Source organism: Pseudomonas sp. D2002 (assembly GCF_013385735.1).
Lineage (GTDB): Bacteria > Pseudomonadota > Gammaproteobacteria > Pseudomonadales > Pseudomonadaceae > Aquipseudomonas.
The window spans coordinates 1,110,430-1,126,335 of record NZ_JACAPL010000003.1 but is presented as its reverse complement, the minus strand read 5'-3'; the positions used below and the strand labels follow the sequence as shown (position 1 = coordinate 1,126,335).

17 protein-coding genes are annotated in these 15,906 nt (G+C 61.6%); 3 read left to right on the top strand and 14 right to left on the bottom strand.

Going from position 1 to position 15,906, the window contains the following annotated elements:
• Positions 1–54 precede the first annotated feature (54 nt).
• On the top strand, positions 55–573 hold the full coding sequence (locus HX783_RS08480; RefSeq protein ID WP_159954075.1) for an acyloxyacyl hydrolase: 519 nt from the start codon (positions 55–57) through the stop codon (positions 571–573).
• A 153-nt stretch (positions 574–726) separates the two neighbouring features.
• Here HX783_RS08480 and HX783_RS08475 read toward each other — a convergent pair whose 3' ends face one another.
• The 12 genes from HX783_RS08475 to HX783_RS08420 all read right to left on the bottom strand — a co-directional run bounded on the left by HX783_RS08475 (position 727) and on the right by HX783_RS08420 (position 10,719).
• On the bottom strand, positions 727–1,032 hold the full coding sequence (locus HX783_RS08475) for a YkgJ family cysteine cluster protein (protein ID WP_016977069.1): 306 nt from the start codon (positions 1,030–1,032) through the stop codon (positions 727–729).
• Positions 1,033–1,086: 54 nt separating this feature from the next.
• Positions 1,087–1,578, bottom strand: coding sequence for a DUF2878 domain-containing protein (locus tag HX783_RS08470; protein WP_177016580.1), 492 nt, complete (start codon positions 1,576–1,578; stop codon positions 1,087–1,089).
• Positions 1,571–2,842: a cyclopropane-fatty-acyl-phospholipid synthase family protein gene (locus HX783_RS08465; protein WP_177016579.1), complete on the bottom strand. Its 1,272-nt coding sequence runs from the start codon at positions 2,840–2,842 to the stop codon at positions 1,571–1,573. The genes HX783_RS08470 and HX783_RS08465 overlap by 8 nt, the downstream gene beginning before the upstream one ends.
• On the bottom strand, positions 2,829–3,638 hold the full coding sequence (locus tag HX783_RS08460) for a DUF1365 domain-containing protein (protein ID WP_177016578.1): 810 nt from the start codon (positions 3,636–3,638) through the stop codon (positions 2,829–2,831). The genes HX783_RS08465 and HX783_RS08460 overlap by 14 nt, the downstream gene beginning before the upstream one ends.
• Positions 3,635–4,882 carry an FAD-dependent oxidoreductase gene (locus HX783_RS08455; protein WP_177016577.1) on the bottom strand — a complete coding sequence of 416 codons (1,248 nt, stop codon included), beginning with the start codon at positions 4,880–4,882 and terminating at the stop codon, positions 3,635–3,637. Before HX783_RS08455 ends, HX783_RS08460 begins: the two co-directional genes overlap by 4 nt.
• Positions 4,879–5,661, bottom strand: a complete 783-nt coding sequence (locus HX783_RS08450) for an SDR family oxidoreductase (protein WP_177016576.1) — start codon at positions 5,659–5,661, stop codon at positions 4,879–4,881. The genes HX783_RS08455 and HX783_RS08450 overlap by 4 nt, the downstream gene beginning before the upstream one ends.
• Complete coding sequence (locus tag HX783_RS08445; RefSeq protein WP_159954081.1) at positions 5,658–6,080, bottom strand: nuclear transport factor 2 family protein; 423 nt, start codon at positions 6,078–6,080, stop codon at positions 5,658–5,660. Before HX783_RS08445 ends, HX783_RS08450 begins: the two co-directional genes overlap by 4 nt.
• Complete coding sequence (gene phrB / locus HX783_RS08440) at positions 6,073–7,515, bottom strand: deoxyribodipyrimidine photo-lyase (protein WP_177016575.1); 1,443 nt, start codon at positions 7,513–7,515, stop codon at positions 6,073–6,075. Before phrB ends, HX783_RS08445 begins: the two co-directional genes overlap by 8 nt.
• Positions 7,516–8,445, bottom strand: coding sequence for a MerR family transcriptional regulator (locus HX783_RS08435; RefSeq protein WP_159954083.1), 930 nt, complete (start codon positions 8,443–8,445; stop codon positions 7,516–7,518).
• A gap of 3 nt (positions 8,446–8,448) precedes the next feature.
• A complete protein-coding gene (locus HX783_RS08430; RefSeq protein ID WP_177016574.1) occupies positions 8,449–9,408 on the bottom strand; it encodes a DUF523 and DUF1722 domain-containing protein in 960 nt (319 codons plus the stop codon).
• A gap of 112 nt (positions 9,409–9,520) precedes the next feature.
• Positions 9,521–9,736: a TIGR02450 family Trp-rich protein gene (locus tag HX783_RS08425; RefSeq protein WP_159954085.1), complete on the bottom strand. Its 216-nt coding sequence runs from the start codon at positions 9,734–9,736 to the stop codon at positions 9,521–9,523.
• The gene (locus HX783_RS08420; protein WP_159954086.1) at positions 9,733–10,719 is read right to left on the bottom strand and encodes an NAD(P)/FAD-dependent oxidoreductase; all 987 of its coding nucleotides are present in this window, start codon (positions 10,717–10,719) and stop codon (positions 9,733–9,735) included. Before HX783_RS08420 ends, HX783_RS08425 begins: the two co-directional genes overlap by 4 nt.
• A 211-nt stretch (positions 10,720–10,930) precedes the next feature.
• On the opposite strand from HX783_RS08420, the gene HX783_RS08415 reads away from it, so the two are divergent.
• Positions 10,931–11,830 (top strand): TIGR01777 family oxidoreductase, encoded by a 900-nt coding sequence (locus HX783_RS08415; protein ID WP_177016573.1) that lies wholly within the window; start codon positions 10,931–10,933, stop codon positions 11,828–11,830.
• Positions 11,831–11,844: 14 nt separating this feature from the next.
• The gene (gene hemH / locus HX783_RS08410; RefSeq protein WP_177016572.1) at positions 11,845–12,864 is read left to right on the top strand and encodes a ferrochelatase; all 1,020 of its coding nucleotides are present in this window, start codon (positions 11,845–11,847) and stop codon (positions 12,862–12,864) included.
• A gap of 144 nt (positions 12,865–13,008) precedes the next feature.
• On the opposite strand, the gene HX783_RS08405 is transcribed toward hemH, so the two are convergent.
• Together HX783_RS08405 and HX783_RS08400 are read right to left on the bottom strand one after the other, a co-directional pair.
• Entirely contained in the window at positions 13,009–13,728 is a 720-nt protein-coding gene (locus HX783_RS08405; RefSeq protein ID WP_177016571.1) for a DUF4198 domain-containing protein, read from the bottom strand.
• Between the two features lie 12 nt (positions 13,729–13,740).
• Positions 13,741–15,837: a TonB-dependent siderophore receptor gene (locus tag HX783_RS08400; protein WP_256347120.1), complete on the bottom strand. Its 2,097-nt coding sequence runs from the start codon at positions 15,835–15,837 to the stop codon at positions 13,741–13,743.
• Positions 15,838–15,906: the final 69 nt, after the last annotated feature.

Sequence of the window (15,906 nt, the reverse complement as noted above, 5' to 3'; positions counted from 1 at the left end):
TAGCGAGTTAGCCTGTACCAAAACATACAACTTCGTCTCAAAGGACTGTTTCTTATGAAGCGCTTGTTCTGTTTGGCTGCGTTTGCGGCCGTCGTAGTAGGGCACTCTGTTTCGGCTCAAGCTGCCGGTCTGGAGTTCGGTGTGGGGAGCACCAGCGATTCGACCATGACCTATCGGCTCGGGTTGACGTCGGATTGGGATAAAAGCTGGTGGCAGAGCGATACCGGTCGATTGACTGGCTATTGGAGTGGCGCTTACACCTATTGGGATGGCGACAAGCGCGCGGGCGCGAGTAGCCTGTCGTTCTCGCCAGTGTTTGTGTACGAGTTTGCCGGGGAAAAGGTCAAGCCCTACATCGAAGCCGGGATCGGCGTGGCCGTGTTCTCGCGCACGCGTCTGGAAGACAACAACATCGGCCAGGCCTTCCAGTTCGAAGACCGTCTGGGCTTTGGTTTGCGCTTTGCCGGTGGGCATGAGGTAGGCATTCGCGCCACGCACTATTCCAACGCCGGCATCAGCAGCAACAACGATGGGGTAGAGAGCTACTCGTTGCACTACACCTTGCCGTTGTAATCACCAGCACACGATTTTCCAGAACACTGCAAAACCAAATGTGGGAGCGGGCTTGCTCGCGAAAGCGGAGTGTCAGTTACCGAATAATTGACTGATACACCGCTTTCGCGAGCAAGCCCGCTCCCACATTTTTGATCTCTATCGACCCTGGTGTCAGCGGTAGGCCGTCGCAATCCCTTCTCGCTCGGTCAGGCACTCCGGTGCACCCATCTCGAACTCCCGGCAAATCAGCGGCCGGCGCTCGTAGATCGTGCACATCATCGTGTCCCGGTCCAGCGCCGCGCACCAGCCGTCATCCAGGCGCAGCATCACTTCGCCGCCCCAATCATCCGTATCGATGTAGCGTTCCGGCACGCCGGTGTCGGTGATCAGCATCACTTCCAGCTGGCAGCAGCAGGCCGCGCACGTTGAGCAGGTCACGGCGGGTTCGGTGATTTGAGTGTGGGGAATGTTGGTCATAGACGCGCAGTGTAAGCCAAGCGGGTCAGGTAGGTGTGAATGCTCTGACGGGCGTCAGTGCCCCAATTGCCGCGCGATCCAGTGCAGCACCGGGAACAGCAGCCCCCACAGCAGCGCCAGGGCGATCAGGGTAGGCGCCGTGCCATAGCCGAAACTCACACCGGCCAATTGGCTGCCGGCGTAATACGACAGCGGCCCGCCGACGGCGCCCAACAGGCTGGCACGCCACCAGGGCTGTGCGCTCCAGGCCAGGCAATGGCGCAGCGTGGTGGCAAGCAACGCCCACAGCAGTACCAGCCAGAACGGAATCAGCGGCCCCGGAAAACTGAAATGAAACACGCCAAAGGTGCGCAACGAGGTGTCGATAACGGTGCCCAGCAAGGTCACGGCGAGGATGACTTGCCCCTCCGCAGACCATGAACTTACCCACAACAGGTGGATGGCCAGCACGGCGGCGACCACCCACAGCCAGCGGCTGTCACCGCCCAGCACGCAGGCAAACCAGCCGCACTGAAACAGCACGGCATTCGCCAGCCGTTTAAGCACTGAAACGCCCGAGCAACGGTGGGTTGATTGCTGCCGGCTTGGCCAGCAGCAGTTGCGCAGTACCAATCGTACGTTCCATAAAGCCACCTTCGCAGTAGCACAAGTAGAATTCCCACAAGCGCAGGAAGTACTCATCGTAGCCCAACTCGGTGAGACGGCCATGGGCGCGGCGAAAGTTCTCATGCCACAGGCGCAGGGTTTTCGCGTAGTGCAGGCCGAAGTCTTCCATGTGCAGCAGGTTCATGTCAGTGTCGCGGCTGACGATGTGCAGCATGTTCTGCACGCAGGGCAGGGCGCCACCGGGGAAAATGTAGCGCTGAATGAAGTCGACGCTGTTCTTGGCCTGCTCAAAGCGCTGCTCACGAATGGTGATGGCTTGCAGCAGCATCAGGCCGTCGCTTTTGAGCAGGTGCGCGCACTGCTTGAAGTAGGTCGGCAGGAAGCGATGCCCCACCGCTTCGATCATCTCGATGGACACCAGCTTGTCGTACTGGCCGGTCAGGTCGCGATAGTCCTGCAGCAGCAGGGTTACCTGGCCCTGCAAACCCAAGGCCTCGATGCGTTTTTCGGTGTAGGCAAACTGCTCTTTGGACAAGGTCGTGGTGGTGACTTTGCAGCCGTAATGCTGCGCCGCATACAGCGCCATGCTGCCCCAGCCGGTGCCGATTTCCAGCAAGTGATCAGTGGGCTTGAGCGCGAGTTTCTGGCAGATGCGTTCCAGCTTGTTCAACTGCGCCTGTTCCAGGGTGTCCTCGGGCGTCAGGAATTGCGCCGCCGAGTACATCATGGTCGGGTCGAGGAATTCTTCGAACAGGTCATTGCCGAGGTCGTAGTGGGCGGCGATGTTTTTCTGCGAGCCCTTGCGCGTGTTGCGGTTGAGCCAGTGCAGGCCTTGGGTGAACGGGCGGGCCAGGCGCGCCAGGCCACCTTCCATGGCGTCGAGCACGTCCAGGTTGCTGACCATCACGCGCACCACGGCGGTCAGGTCCGGGGTGGTCCAGTAACCGTGAATAAAGGCCTCGCCGGCGCCGATCGAACCGTTGGCGGCCACCAGCCCCCAGACGGCCGAATCAACAATCTGGATTTCCCCCAGCAGGTGCGCTTCGCGTGCGCCGAACACCTGGCGCTCACCGTCTTCGATCACCACCAACTGGCCGTGGCGCAGTTGGCTGAGTTGGCGCAGCACGGCCTTGCGCAGCAGTGCGCTGGTCAGGCCGTTGACGTTCAGACGGTTGGTCTTGACCGATAAGCTAGGGGATTTCATGGCGGCGATCCTTGGTATACCCGACTGCGGTGCGAGAGGCGCCATCGGCGGCCTGATGGGAAAAAAACGGTGTGCGTTTAAGCAACAGGCGCATGGCCTGCCAGTAAATCGCCAGGCAGGTCTTGGCGGTCATCCACGGGAAGCGCCACAGGTAGCGATGCAGGCTGGCGCGGCTCAGCGCTTCTTTGTGCAGGCTCAAGGTGGCGTCGAAGACTTTCAGGTCGCCCTGCCAGTCGGCCATGTGCACGCCGAGCTTGGCGGCGGGCGGGCTGAAGCTCATGCGGTATTCCAGGTCACGCGGTAAAAATGGCGACACATGGAAAGCCTTGGCCACGGCAAAGTGCTGATGCTCATCCGCGCCGAGGGCCTGGGCCGGCAGCACGTAGTGATAACGCTCGCGCCACGGGGTGTTGGTCACTTCACACAGGATCGCGGCCAGTTGCCCATCGGCCTCGAAGCAGTAGAAGAAACTCACCGGGTTAAAAGCCAGGCCCCAACTGCGGGCCTGGGTCAGTAGGCAGATAACGCCCTGAGGCTCACGCCCCAGCGCCTTGCCGACTTCCTGGCGCACGGCATCGCTCAAGCTCATGCCGTGGCGCGTGAATTCACGCAGGTAATCCTGCTGGCGAAAACCGAAGGGTGCCAGGCGACCCGCGCCAGCCAACGGCGACAGCCCAAGCACTTGGTCTTCTTCGCTTAAATCCAGGTACAGCAAGCCGATGCGGTAGCGAAAGGCGTGGGCCTTGGGCGCAAACCGGCGATGGGCGATCCAGCCGCTGTACAGGGCGCTGTTCATAGGGTTTCGCCAAAGGCCTGGGCCACGCGCAATGCGCTGACCACGCCGTCTTCATGGAAGCCGTTGGCCCAGTAGGCGCCGCAATAAAAGGTGTTGCGCGCGCCCGCCAATTCTTCCCAGCGCGCTTGCGCGGCAACCGCCGCCAGGCTGTATTGCGGATGCGCATAGGTGTAGCGCGCGAGGATCTTCAGCGGGTTGATCATCGGCGTCTGGTTGAGGCTGACGCAAAAGGTGGTGGCGCTGTCGATGCCTTGCAGGATGTTCATGTCGTAGGTCACGGCGGCCTGGGTTTGCGCATCGCCGGTGAGCCGGTAGTTCCAGCTGGCCCAGGCGAGTTTGCGGTCGGGCAGCAGGCGCGTGTCGGTGTGCAGCACCACGTCGTTGTCGGCGTAGGGCAGGGCACCGAGAATCTCCTGTTCGGCCTGGCTTGGGTCGGCCAGCAGTGCCAGTGCCTGGTCGCTGTGGCAGGCGAATACCACCCGATCAAAAGCCTCGCTGCCGGCGACGCTGTGGATAACTACGCCGTCCTCTGCGCGCTCGACTTTATGCACAGGGCAATTGAGGCGCACCTGCTCGCGAAAGCTGCGTGTCAGCGGTTCGATGTAACTGCTGGAGCCGCCTTCGATCACGCACCATTGCGGCCGGTTGTTCACCGAGAGCAAGCCGTGGTTCTTGAAGAAGCGTACAAAGAACTGCAGCGGAAAGCCGAGCATGTCGGTCAGGGACATTGACCAGATCGCCGCACCCATCGGTACGATGTAGTGCCGGATAAAACGCTCGCCGTAACCGCCGGCTTCGAGGTAATCGCCCAGCGTCATGTCGGCGCTGATGCGTTGCTCTTGCAGGTCCAGCGGCGCCTGGCGGTTGAAGCGCAAGATGTCGCGCAACATGCCCCAGAACCCCGGCGACAAAATATTGCGGCGCTGGGCAAACAAGCTGTTGAGGTTATTGCCGTTGTATTCGAAGCCTGCGTTTTGATCGCACACCGAAAAGCTCATCTCGGTGGGTTTGAAGCTGACGCCAATCTGCCCCAGCAGGCGAATGAAGTTGGGGTAGGTCCAGTCGTTGAACACGATAAAACCGGTGTCCACCGCGTAGCGTTCACCCTCGACCGTCACATTGACCGTGTGGGTGTGCCCACCGATGCGCTCGCCGGCTTCGAACAGGGTGATGTCGTGGCGGCGGCTGAGCAGGTAGGCGCTGGTGAGCCCGGCGATGCCGCTGCCGATAATGGCGATCTTCACAGGTCGTCCTTCTGCGGCGGCGGGCTGCGCAGCATGCGTTTGCCGATGATCAGTTGCGCACGGTTGGGCAGCTTCGACAGCGGCCACAGGGTGGCGATAAACAGCGCGGGAAAGGCGATTTCCAGCGGGCGTTTATCCAGCTTGGCGAAAATATGCCGCGCGGCCTTGTCGGCGGACCAGCTCAAGGGCATCGGGAAGTCATTGCGTTCGGTCAACGGCGTGTCGACAAAGCCTGGGCTGATCACCGTGACGTCGATGTTCTCCGGCGACAGGCTGATGCGCAGCGACTCGAACAGGTAGCGCAGCCCGGCCTTGGACGCGCCATAGGCTTCGGCGCGTGGCATTGGCAGGTAGGTCACGGCGCTGGCCACGCCGACCAGGTGTGGCGTTTGCCCTTTGCGCAACAGCGGCAGCGCCGCTTCGATGCAATAGCTGCTCGCGAGCAGGTTGGTGCGTACCACGTGCTCGACGATAGACGCGTCAAACTGCCGCGCGTCTACGTATTCACAGGTGCCGGCGTTGAGGATCACCGTGTCCAGTGAGCCCCAGGCCGCTTCGATTTGCTCACCGATTTCGCGCACGGTCTGGCTGTTGGTCAGGTCGCCGGCCACCACCAGCACTTGGCCTGGGTAGCGTTGGGCGAGGGCTTGCAGCGGGCCTTTGGTGCGTGAACTGAGCGCAACATGAGCGCCGCTGTTGAGTAACTCAACGGCCAGTGAGGCGCCGATGCCACTGCTGGCGCCGGTCAGCCAATAACGACGGGGCAATGAATGGCTCATCCGACTCTCCTTTTCAGCCAACTGACAACACGGCCGAGTACCGGCAGGTGTTCATAGAGCAAAGCGCCAGCGTCGAAATAATCGCGATGCCGGTAGACCTTGTCGCGCCACAACAGGTGCGAGCAGCCTTCCACCCGGATCACTTGGCCGCTGTTCAGCCGCGGGTGGCAAAAACTCATTTTCCAGCGCAGGTAGCCTTCGCCTTCGGCCACTTGGTCGAAGCCGTGGAAGTCGAAGCGCAGTTGGCTGACATTGCTGTACAGCTCAGTGAAGTAGCGGTGCATCGCAGGCAGCCCGTGCACTTCGTGCAGTGGGTCGGCGAAGGCGATGTCTTTGCTGTACAGGCTGTCGAGCAGGTGCAGGTTGTGCTTGTCCAACGTGGCAAAGGCCTGGGCGAACCTGCGCAGGAAGTCACTCATGCTCGGCGACCTCCTGGCGTGAAGGCAGGCTGCGGAAGGCGGCCAACGCGCGTTCGCGGGATTTTTTCAGGTCGACAATCGCGCGCGGGTAATCCGCTACGCTAAACAGGCCGCCGACCGCTTCGGGGTTGTGCACTTCCTTTTTATTCAGCGCGGCCAGCTCCGGCAGCCAGTGCTTGATGAATACGCCTTCGCTGTCGAATTTCTCCGACTGGCTCAACGGGCTGAAAATCCGGAAATACGGCGCCGAATCCGTGCCGGTGGATGAGCTCCACTGCCAGCCGCCGTTGTTGGCGGCCAGGTCGCCGTCGATCAGATGGCGCATAAAGAAACGCTCGCCTTCACGCCAGTCGATCAGCAGGTTCTTGGTCAGGAACATTGCCACTACCATGCGCAGGCGGTTGTGCATCCAACCGGTTTCCAGCAATTGGCGCATGGCGGCGTCGATGATCGGCAGGCCGGTGCGCGCCTCTTGCCACGCGGCGAGGTCCTTGGGCGCATTGCGCCACGCTACGGCTTCGGTCTCGGGGCGAAACGCACGGTGGCGGGAAACCCGTGGGTAGCCCACCAGAATGTGCTTGTAGAACTCGCGCCACAGCAGTTCGTTGATCCAGGTAATTGCGCCAATATCGCCGCTTTCGAACTCGCCCTGGTTGCTTTGCAAGGCGGCATGCAGGCATTGGCGCGGTGAAACCACACCGGCGGCGAGGTAAGCGGAAAGCTGGCTGGTGCCGGGCTTGGCCGGGAAATCACGCTCATCTTTGTAGTAGCTGATCTGCTGGTCGGCGAACGCGTCGAGGCGGCGCCGGGCTTCGTCTTCACCGGCAGGCCAGAGTGCGCGCAGGGTTTCGCTGGGCGGCTCGAAACCTTCAACCTGCGTTGGAATGGGGTCGCTTTTCAGGTCCAGCCTGGCCTGGGCTTTGGGGGTTGCCACCACGCGCGGCAAGGCACTGTGCAGGCGCGTGTAGCAGACCTTGCGGAACTGGCTGAAGACCTGGAAGTAAGTGCCGGTTTTGGTCAGCACACTGCCGGGTTGGAAAAACAGTTGGTCCAGGTAGCTGTGAAAGGTCACGCCGTCGGCTTCCAGGGCCTTGGCCACAGCAGCATCGCGGCGGCTCTCGTGGATGCCGTATTCCTCGTTGACGTGCACCGACTCAACCGACAGCTCCCGGCACAGCGCGCTCAGCACGCCCGGCGCCTGGTTCCAGGTGGCGGCGCTGCGGATCAGCAGGGGAATGTTCAGCTCGCCGAGCTTGTTGCTCAAGTGCTGCAGGTTGCGCAGCCAGAAGTCGACTTTGCACGGCGCATCATCGTGGGCCAGCCATTGCTCGGGGGTGATCAGGTACACGGCCGCCATCGGGCCTCGCTGGCGTGCGGCGGCCAGGGCGGTGTTGTCGTGTAGGCGCAGGTCGGTGCGCAGCCAGATCAAATGCATTTAAACAATTCCACGCTGGATCAGTAGCTGGTGGGCCGACAACGGGTCTTCGGCCAAGCACAGTTCAGGGATGTCACGGGTAAATACGGCCAACTCGGTCTGATGGATGCATACCGTTGGTCCGGCAATCAAAATTGGGCAACTGATGCCGCTCAACAGTTTGCCGAGTGCCGACAAGTGGAGGGCTTTGCTCGAGTACAGCAGCACGGCGCGCGGTTGCAGGTGTTCCACCGCCAGTGCCAGTTCGCCGGCCGGCAGTGGCCAATCGAAGACTTCTACCGGGCAGTCGGCGCTGCTGGCCAGCCAGGCGCTGAGCCACAGGTGCGGCTCCAGCGGCAGGTCGGAATGGTTGACCAGCAACAATGGCGGGCCTTGGAGCTGGCGGTTGTTGTGGTAAATCCGCGCGCCAAACTTGCTGCGCAGCCAGGACAGGAAAAACACCCGCTCCATCTGCGCGCCGAATTGGCCCTGCCATCTTTGCTCAAGCTCCTTGAGCAGTGGCAATAACAATTGCTCACACAAAGTCCGCGGCGGGTACAGCGCCATGGCCTGGTTGAAGGCGTCGTCGACCCGGCGTTCGGCCAGTTCGCTGATTGCGTTCAGCAGGTTCTGGCGCAGGGCATGCCATTCGTTTTCGACGGTGTCGGGGCTGGCCTGGGCGGAGTCAATCAGGCCTTTTACCTGGCTGACCGGTACGCCGCGGTTGAGCCAGGTCAGGATGGTGTGGATGCGTTGTACATGGTCGGCGCTGAACAGCCGGTGCCCCTTGGGCGTGCGCTGGGGCACGATCAAACCGTAGCGCCGCTCCCACGCGCGCAGGGTCACGGCGTTAACGCCGGTCTGACGCGCCACTTCGCGAATCGGCAGCCAACCGTCTTCGAGGGCTTGGGCGATGTCTTCGCCGGGTTCGTCTTGCAAGGCAGCTTTCATGGTCTAGATCGCATTACGCAGGCTGAGATTTTCCGGGTGCGGCTGCAGGTAGGCCTGCTGCGCGATGTAGCGATCCGGGTGTTGGCGAAAGTGGTGTTTGAGCAGCGTCAACGGCACCACCAGCGGCACGATGCCGTGGCGATACTGGCCAATGACGGTTTGCATTTCCTGTTTGTCATCGGCGCTGATGGCCTGCTTGAGGTAGCCGCTGATGTGTTGCAGCACGTTGGTGTGGGTGCCACGGGTGGCGCACTTTTTCAGCCCGATCATCAACTCGCTGAAATAGCCGGCGGCCAGTTCGTTGAGATCAATGCCCTTGCCCATGCTGCCGAGCAGCTGGCCGAGGCTTTTGTAGTGCGCCGGGCTGTGGGCCATCAACAAGTATTTGTAGCGTGAATGGAAGGCCAGCAGCCGGTGGCGGGTGAGGCCTTCGGCGAGCAATTGCTGCCAGCTGGCACACACGAAAACGCGGGTCAGGAAGTTTTCCCGCAGTACCGGGTCATTCAGCCGACCGTCTTCTTCCACCGGCAAGTTGGGGTGACGTGCGCAAAACGCCTGGGCGTAAATGCCACGCCCGCCACCGTCGACGGGCGTGCCGTTGTCGCGATAGACCTTGACCCGCTCCAGCCCGCACGACGGCGATTTCTGCATGAAGATGTAGCCGCACAAATCGGTGTGTTCCTGGGCCATTTGCTGGCCGTAGTCGTCGAGTGGCTGCGTGACGTTCAGCTCGCGGTGCACGGTGCCGATGGCTTGCGGGTGGGCAGGGTCGCCGACCAAGCGAATCGGTTCGCGGGGAATGCCCAGGCCGATGGCGACTTCGGGGCACAGCGGCACAAAGTCGAAGTAGTCGGCGAGGGTCTGGCTGCACAGCAGGGATTGTTTGTGTCCGCCGTTGAAGCGCACGTTTTCGCCCAACAGGCAGGCGCTGATGGCGATCTTCGGTTTGACGGTGCTGGACATGGCCGAACCTCTGCAAAATTCCTATACAAGCTAGAAAGCTTGTACAACTAAATCTCATCATAGATTTGATGCTGTACAAGTCAAATATTTTGTACAAGTATTTTCAGGGGCACTACTTCCAGCCGATTTTCCAGGCCTCGGCGTTTTGCAGCGTTTGCCAGGCCAGGCGTTCAGCGCGACGCGTCATGACGGCTTGCAGCTCGATTTCGAGCACGGTGCCTTCTTCGTCACGAAACAGTTCGGTGACCAGGAAGTGTTTTTCCTTGTTGCGAGGCGCGGCTGCTGTCCACTTCGACAGCAGCAACTTGGCGGGATTGATGCGGTTCATTGCAGGTGCTCGATCAGGCGTCGCGCGGCTTCCTGGCCGCTGAGCCAGGCGCCTTCGACCCGCCCGGACAGGCACCAGTCGCCACACACGTACAGGCCCAGGTCGGCGTCGGCCAGCACCCCGAATTCATGCGCGCTGGACGGTCGTGCATACAGCCAGCGATGCGCCAGGCTGAAGGACGGTGCGGGCATGGCGCTGTGCAGCAGTTCGGCGAAGGCACCGTGCAGGTGTTCGATCACGGCTTCCTTGGGCAGGTCGAGGTGCGCCTTGCTCCAGGTGCTGGTGGCGTGCAGCACCCAGGTGTCGAGGGTGGTGTCGCGCCCCGGTTTGCTGCGGTTGCGCGCCAGCCAATCCAGAGGGCTGTCTTGTACGAAGCAGCCTTCCATGGGCGTATCCAGGGGCTTGTCGAAGGCCAGGGCGATGGCCCAGGTCGGGTCCATTTTCACCCCGGCGGCGGCACTTGCCAGTTTGGGTGCGGCGGCCAGCAGCGCCGTGGCCTGTGGTGCCGGCGTGGCGATCACCACATGGCTGAACGGGCCGTGATTGCCGCCGTCTGCGTCGAGCAGGTTCCAGTGCTGTTTGCCCTGGAACACTTCGGTAATACGGCAACCGAACTCCACCGGCAAATCATCCAGCAGCGCACGGGTGATCGCACTCATGCGCGGCGTGCCGACCCAGCGAATCTGCTCATCGGGGGAGGGCGTGAGTTGCCCGGACTTGAAGTTGTAGAGCTGAGGCTTCCACTGCTCGACCCAGCCGTTGCTTTGCCAGCGTTGCACTTCGTTGACGAAGCGCCGGTCGCGGGCGGTGAAGTACTGCGCGCCCATATCCAGTGCGCCGGCATCACTGCGCTTGCTGGACATGCGGCCGCCACTGCCGCGGCTTTTATCGAAGAGTTGCACAACGTGCCCCGCGTCTTGTAACGCTCGGGCGGCGGAGAGACCGGCGATGCCGGTGCCGATGATCGCGATGGGAACAGTCATGGGAGGCCTCGTTTTACCGTTGGGTACAGACTACGCCGACGCCCATAGCTGTACAATATTGTTTTTTGGTATAAGTTTTGGCGTACCTGTTCTTACGGCGTGGCCTATGGTTAAACCCTGGGCTTCAACCAAAAACTGCGCCGGATACAAATGATCCCTCTCTATAAAATAGACCAGTGATCGGCCGCGAACGTTACATGAGGAGTGTCCCATGCACATTTTGCTGACCGGCGGTACAGGCTTGATCGGGCGTCAGCTTTGCATGCGCTGGCTTGCCCAAGGGCATCGCCTGACCGTGTGGAGCCGCGAGCCGGACACCGTCGCCCAATGGTGCGGCCCTGAGGTGTTGGGAGTCGGCCGCTTGCAGGACGTGATCGGCCATGTGGACGCGGTGGTCAACCTGGCCGGCGCGCCCATCGCCGATCGCCCGTGGACGAAAAAACGCAAGGCATTGCTGTGGAGCAGCCGCATCAGCCTCACCGAAACCTTGCTTACCTGGATGGAAGGCCTGTCGCAGAAACCGGCGGTGTTGATTTCCGGTTCCGCAGTGGGCTGGTACGGCGACGGCGGCGAGCGTGAATTGACCGAAGCCAGCGGCCCGGTGCAGGACGACTTCCCCAGCCAGCTGTGTATCGCCTGGGAAGAAACCGCCCTGCGCGCCGAAGCCATGGGCATTCGTGTGGTGCAGGTGCGCACGGGGTTGGTGCTGGCGGCCAAGGGCGGCTTTTTGTCGCGGCTGTTGCTGCCGTTCAAACTGGGGCTGGGCGGGCCTATCGGCAATGGTCGGCAGTGGATGCCGTGGGTGCATATAAAAGATCAAATCGCCCTGATTGATTTTCTTCTGCACAAGGAAGACGCCCGCGGTCCTTATAATGCCTGCGCGCCACACCCGGTGCGTAACCGCGACTTTGCCAAGACCTTGGGCCAGGTGCTGCACCGCCCTGCGTTTATGCCGATGCCGGCGTTTGCCTTGAAGGTCGGGCTGGGCGAGTTGTCCGGGTTGTTGCTGGGCGGGCAGAAGGCGGTTCCCGAACGGCTGCTGGCGGCCGGTTTCACTTTTCAGTTCACTGAGTTGCATGCGGCCCTGGAAGACTTGTCCAGCCGCCTCTAGCCATAGGATGTTGCATGACGGATCACGCGTTGTTACTGGTCAACCTGGGTTCACCGGCGTCCACTTCGGTGGCCGATGTGCGCAGTTACCTCAATCAGTTCCTGATGGACCCTTACGTGATCGACCTGCCGTGGCCGGTGCGACGGTTGCTGGTGTCGCTGATCCTGATCAAGCGCCCTGAGCAGTCGGCGCATGCCTATGCGTCCATCTGGTGGGACGAAGGCTCGCCGCTGGTGGTGCTGAGCCGTCGCCTGCAACAGCAAATGACGGCGCAGTGGACGCAGGGCCCGGTGGAATTGGCGATGCGTTACGGCGAACCGTCCCTTGAAACGACGTTGACGCGCCTCGCCGCCCAGGGCATTGAGAACGTCACCTTGGCGCCGTTGTACCCGCAGTTTGCCGACAGCACCGTGACTACCGTAATTGAAGAAGCCCGGCGCGTGGTGCGCGAGAAAAAGCTCAAGGTGCAGTTCTCGATCCTGCAGCCGTTCTACGATCAGCCGGAATACCTGGATGCGCTGGTGGCGAGCGCCCGGCCGTATGTCGAGCAGGAATACGATCATTTACTGCTGAGTTTTCACGGCCTGCCGGAGCGTCATCTGACCAAGCTCGACCCTACCGGCCAGCATTGTTTCAAAGATGCGGACTGCTGCAAGAACGCCTCGCCGGAGGTGCTTGCTACCTGTTATCGCGCGCAATGCTTCAGCGTCGCCCGGAATTTTGCCGCGCGCATGGGCTTGCCGGAGGGTAAATGGTCGGTGGCGTTTCAATCCCGTCTGGGCCGCGCCAAGTGGATCGAACCCTACACCGAGGCGCGCCTTGAGGCCTTGGCCCAGCAAGGCGTGAAAAGGCTGCTGGTGATGTGCCCGGCGTTTGTGGCGGACTGCATCGAGACACTGGAAGAGATTGGTGATCGCGGGCTGGAGCAGTTCCGTGAAGCGGGCGGCGAGGAGTTGGTGCTGGTGCCGTGTCTTAATGATGATCCGCAGTGGGCGGCGGCGCTGAATACGCTGTGCGAGCGCGCGCCGTTGTAACTCTGACCAAGCCAAACGAGGATTAAATGTGGGAGCGGGCTTGCTCGCGAATGCAGTGTGTCAGCACCTAATGTATTGGCTGACCCACCGCCTTCGCGAGCAAGCCCGCTCCCACACTGACTGTGCCCACTCTAGATTTTGGTGTTATTCGTGATGCGGTTCACCGAGGAACGTCAGCGAAGTGAACAACCCGCGCGTCGCCACATCGGCATTGTCTTTGAGCGGGATCTCCACCTGCGCCGCAATCACATTCAACCCTTCATTCCTCACCAGCACCTGGGCGCGGCCATCCTTGTCGGTCTCGGTGCTCAAGGTGTTTGGCGCATTGCGATAGTCGCCCACCAACTTGATCCCCGCCGCCGGCTTGCCATCCAGCAGCACCCGCACCGGCAGTGAATGGCCCGGCCCTACGGTCAGCGGGTCGACTTCCGGCAGGATCAGCAGCTTGATCTGATCCAGTTTCGGCAACTTCGCCTCCGGCTGGTAAATCGCCAGGCTGTACTTGAACGTCTGCGTTGATTGAATGGCTCCCGGTACGTGGCTGCGGCCCTGGTTAATCCACTGCTTGTCCGGCGTTTGCGACCACATGCCGTTATCCAGGGCCACGGCTAACACGGCGGGCGCTTTGAGCGGCTTGAGGCGTGCGTGGTCGGCCAGGCGCTCCACGGTGACCGGGATCATCCTGGCGCTGGCGTCATACGCCCAGGCGCCGCTGATTTTTTGTGCCTTGAAGGCGTTGTCCTCGGCGCCGTGTCCGTAGATCACTTCGATATTGCCGCGCCGTTGTTCGGTCCACAGGCCGTGGGCAGATACGTGGCTGGCAAACAGCAGGCCGAGCACGGCCAGGGATTTCAGGGCTTGCATGGGGTCGTCCTTTTACAGGTTGAGGGTCAGGCTGACGGTGACGTTGCGCGGCTCGCCGGGTGTGACCCAGTAATTGCTGTAGGAGCGCTCGTAGTACTTTTCGTCAAATACGTTGTTGAGGTTCAGGCCCACGGTGACGTTGTCGCTGGCCTTGTAATGCGCCAGCAGGTCGACGGTGTGGTAGGCGGGCAACTCAAACCGGCTGCCGGCTTCGCCGGAACGATCGCCAACGTAGGTGAACGCCGCACCCAGGTCCGAACCGCGAAGCAGGCCATCCTGAAACTCATACACACCCAACAGACTGCCGCTGCGCTTGGCCACGCCAAGAATGCGGCTGCCGGTGGGGATGGCTTTGTCACCCTTGGTCACTTCGGCGTCGATGTAGGCGAAGGCGCCGATGACCCTTACCGCGTCAGTCAATTGCCCGGTCAGTTGCAGGTCGAAACCCTGGCTGCGTGCCTTGCCCATGGCGCGGTTAGTGTCGGTGGCCGGGTCCAGGGCCAGGACGTTTTGCTTGTCGATATGGAAGGCGGCGAGGGTGGTGCTCAAGCGGTCGTCGAACAGCTCGCTCTTGATCCCCACTTCATAGCCCACGCCTTCTTCCGGCTTGAAGGATTTGCCGCCGGCGTCCAGGCCGTTGTTGGGCTTGAACGAGGTTGAGGCGTTGGCGAACACTCCGACTTGCGGGGTGAGCTGGTAGAGCAAACCGGCGCGCTGGGTGAGGGCGTCATGGGTTTGCCGGCTTTTGGCGTGGTTGCGGGCGAAGTCGTCGGTGCTTTGTTCGACGTGCTCGAAGCGCGCACCGAGCATGCCGCGCAGGCGGTCGGTGAAGATGATCTGGTCCTGCAGGTTCAGCGCCTGGCTTTTCGTCTGTTCGAAGAAGTCGGTGCCGGTGCGTGCGCCGTTGGGTTTGGCCTGGCCATAGACCGGCTTATAGATGTCGATGGGGTAGAGGCTGCCGCCGATGGCCGTCACGCGTTCCTTTTTGCGGTAGTCCTCGTACTCGGTGCCGATCAACAGTTCGTGCTGCCAACTGCCGATGTCGAACAACCCGCGCAGTTCCAGTTGGGTAATGCTGTCGTGCCAACCGCTGGAGCGTTCGCGGTAGCGGCGGTTGACGGTATGGCCGTCGGCGTTCAGCGCGCGACTTTCCGAGGCGTCGCCCCACAGGCTGCCCTGTTTGTAGTGGCTGGCGAGGCGCAGTTGCCAGGCGTCGTTGAGGTGATGTTCAAGGGCCGCCTGGAGGCGGTTGTTGTGGTTGCGGATGTTGCCGTCGTTGGGCTCGCCGAGGAAGGTGGAGCGCGACATACCGTGCGGCGCGACAATGCCGCGGTCGAAGGTTGAGCTGTGGCGTACGAATTCGCTTTCCACCAGCAGGCGCGTGTCCGGGCTCAACTGCCAACTGAAGGATGGCGCGACGAAGACGCGCCGGGCATCCACGTGATCGCGAAAGCTGTGGTTGTCTTCCACTGCCAGGTTGACCCGCGACAGCACGCGGCCTTCGCTGTCCAGCGGGGTATTTACGTCCAAGGCGGTGCGATAGCGGTCCCAACTGCCGGCGCTGGTTTGCACGGTGGTGAAGGCTTGCGGTTGGGGTTTCTTGGTGACGATATTGACTGTGCCGCCCGGATCGCCGCGCCCGTACAGGCTGGCAGCGGGGCCTTTGAGCACTTCAATGCGCTCGATATTGGCGGCGTCCGGCGTGCTCGGGTAGCCACGGTTGGCGCTGAAACCGTCCTGGTAGAACTCAGAGGTGGTGAAGCCACGCACGCTGTATTCGTAAAGCGTCAGGCCGCCGAAGTTGTTTTGCTTGGACACGCCGCCAGCAAATTCCAGCGCGCGCTCCACGCTGGTGCTGCCCAGGTCCTTGAGCACTGTGGCGGGAATTACGCTGATCGATTGCGGGATGTCGCGCAGAGCGGTGTCAGTCTTGGTCGCGCTGGCCGAGCGGGTGGCGCGGTAGCCTTTGACCGGGCCGGTGGCGGACTCATAGGCGTCGGAGGTGACGCTGGTGGTGTCCAGTTCTACGGTGTTGTCTTCGGCGTAGGCGGGGTCGAGCAGCAAACCCAAGGCCAGGCCGGCCATGGGGGCAATTCTTCGAGACGGCATGATAGAGCGTTCCAATGTCTATATTGAAACAATATAACATGCCTAATGAGAATGGATTTCTTTTGAAAT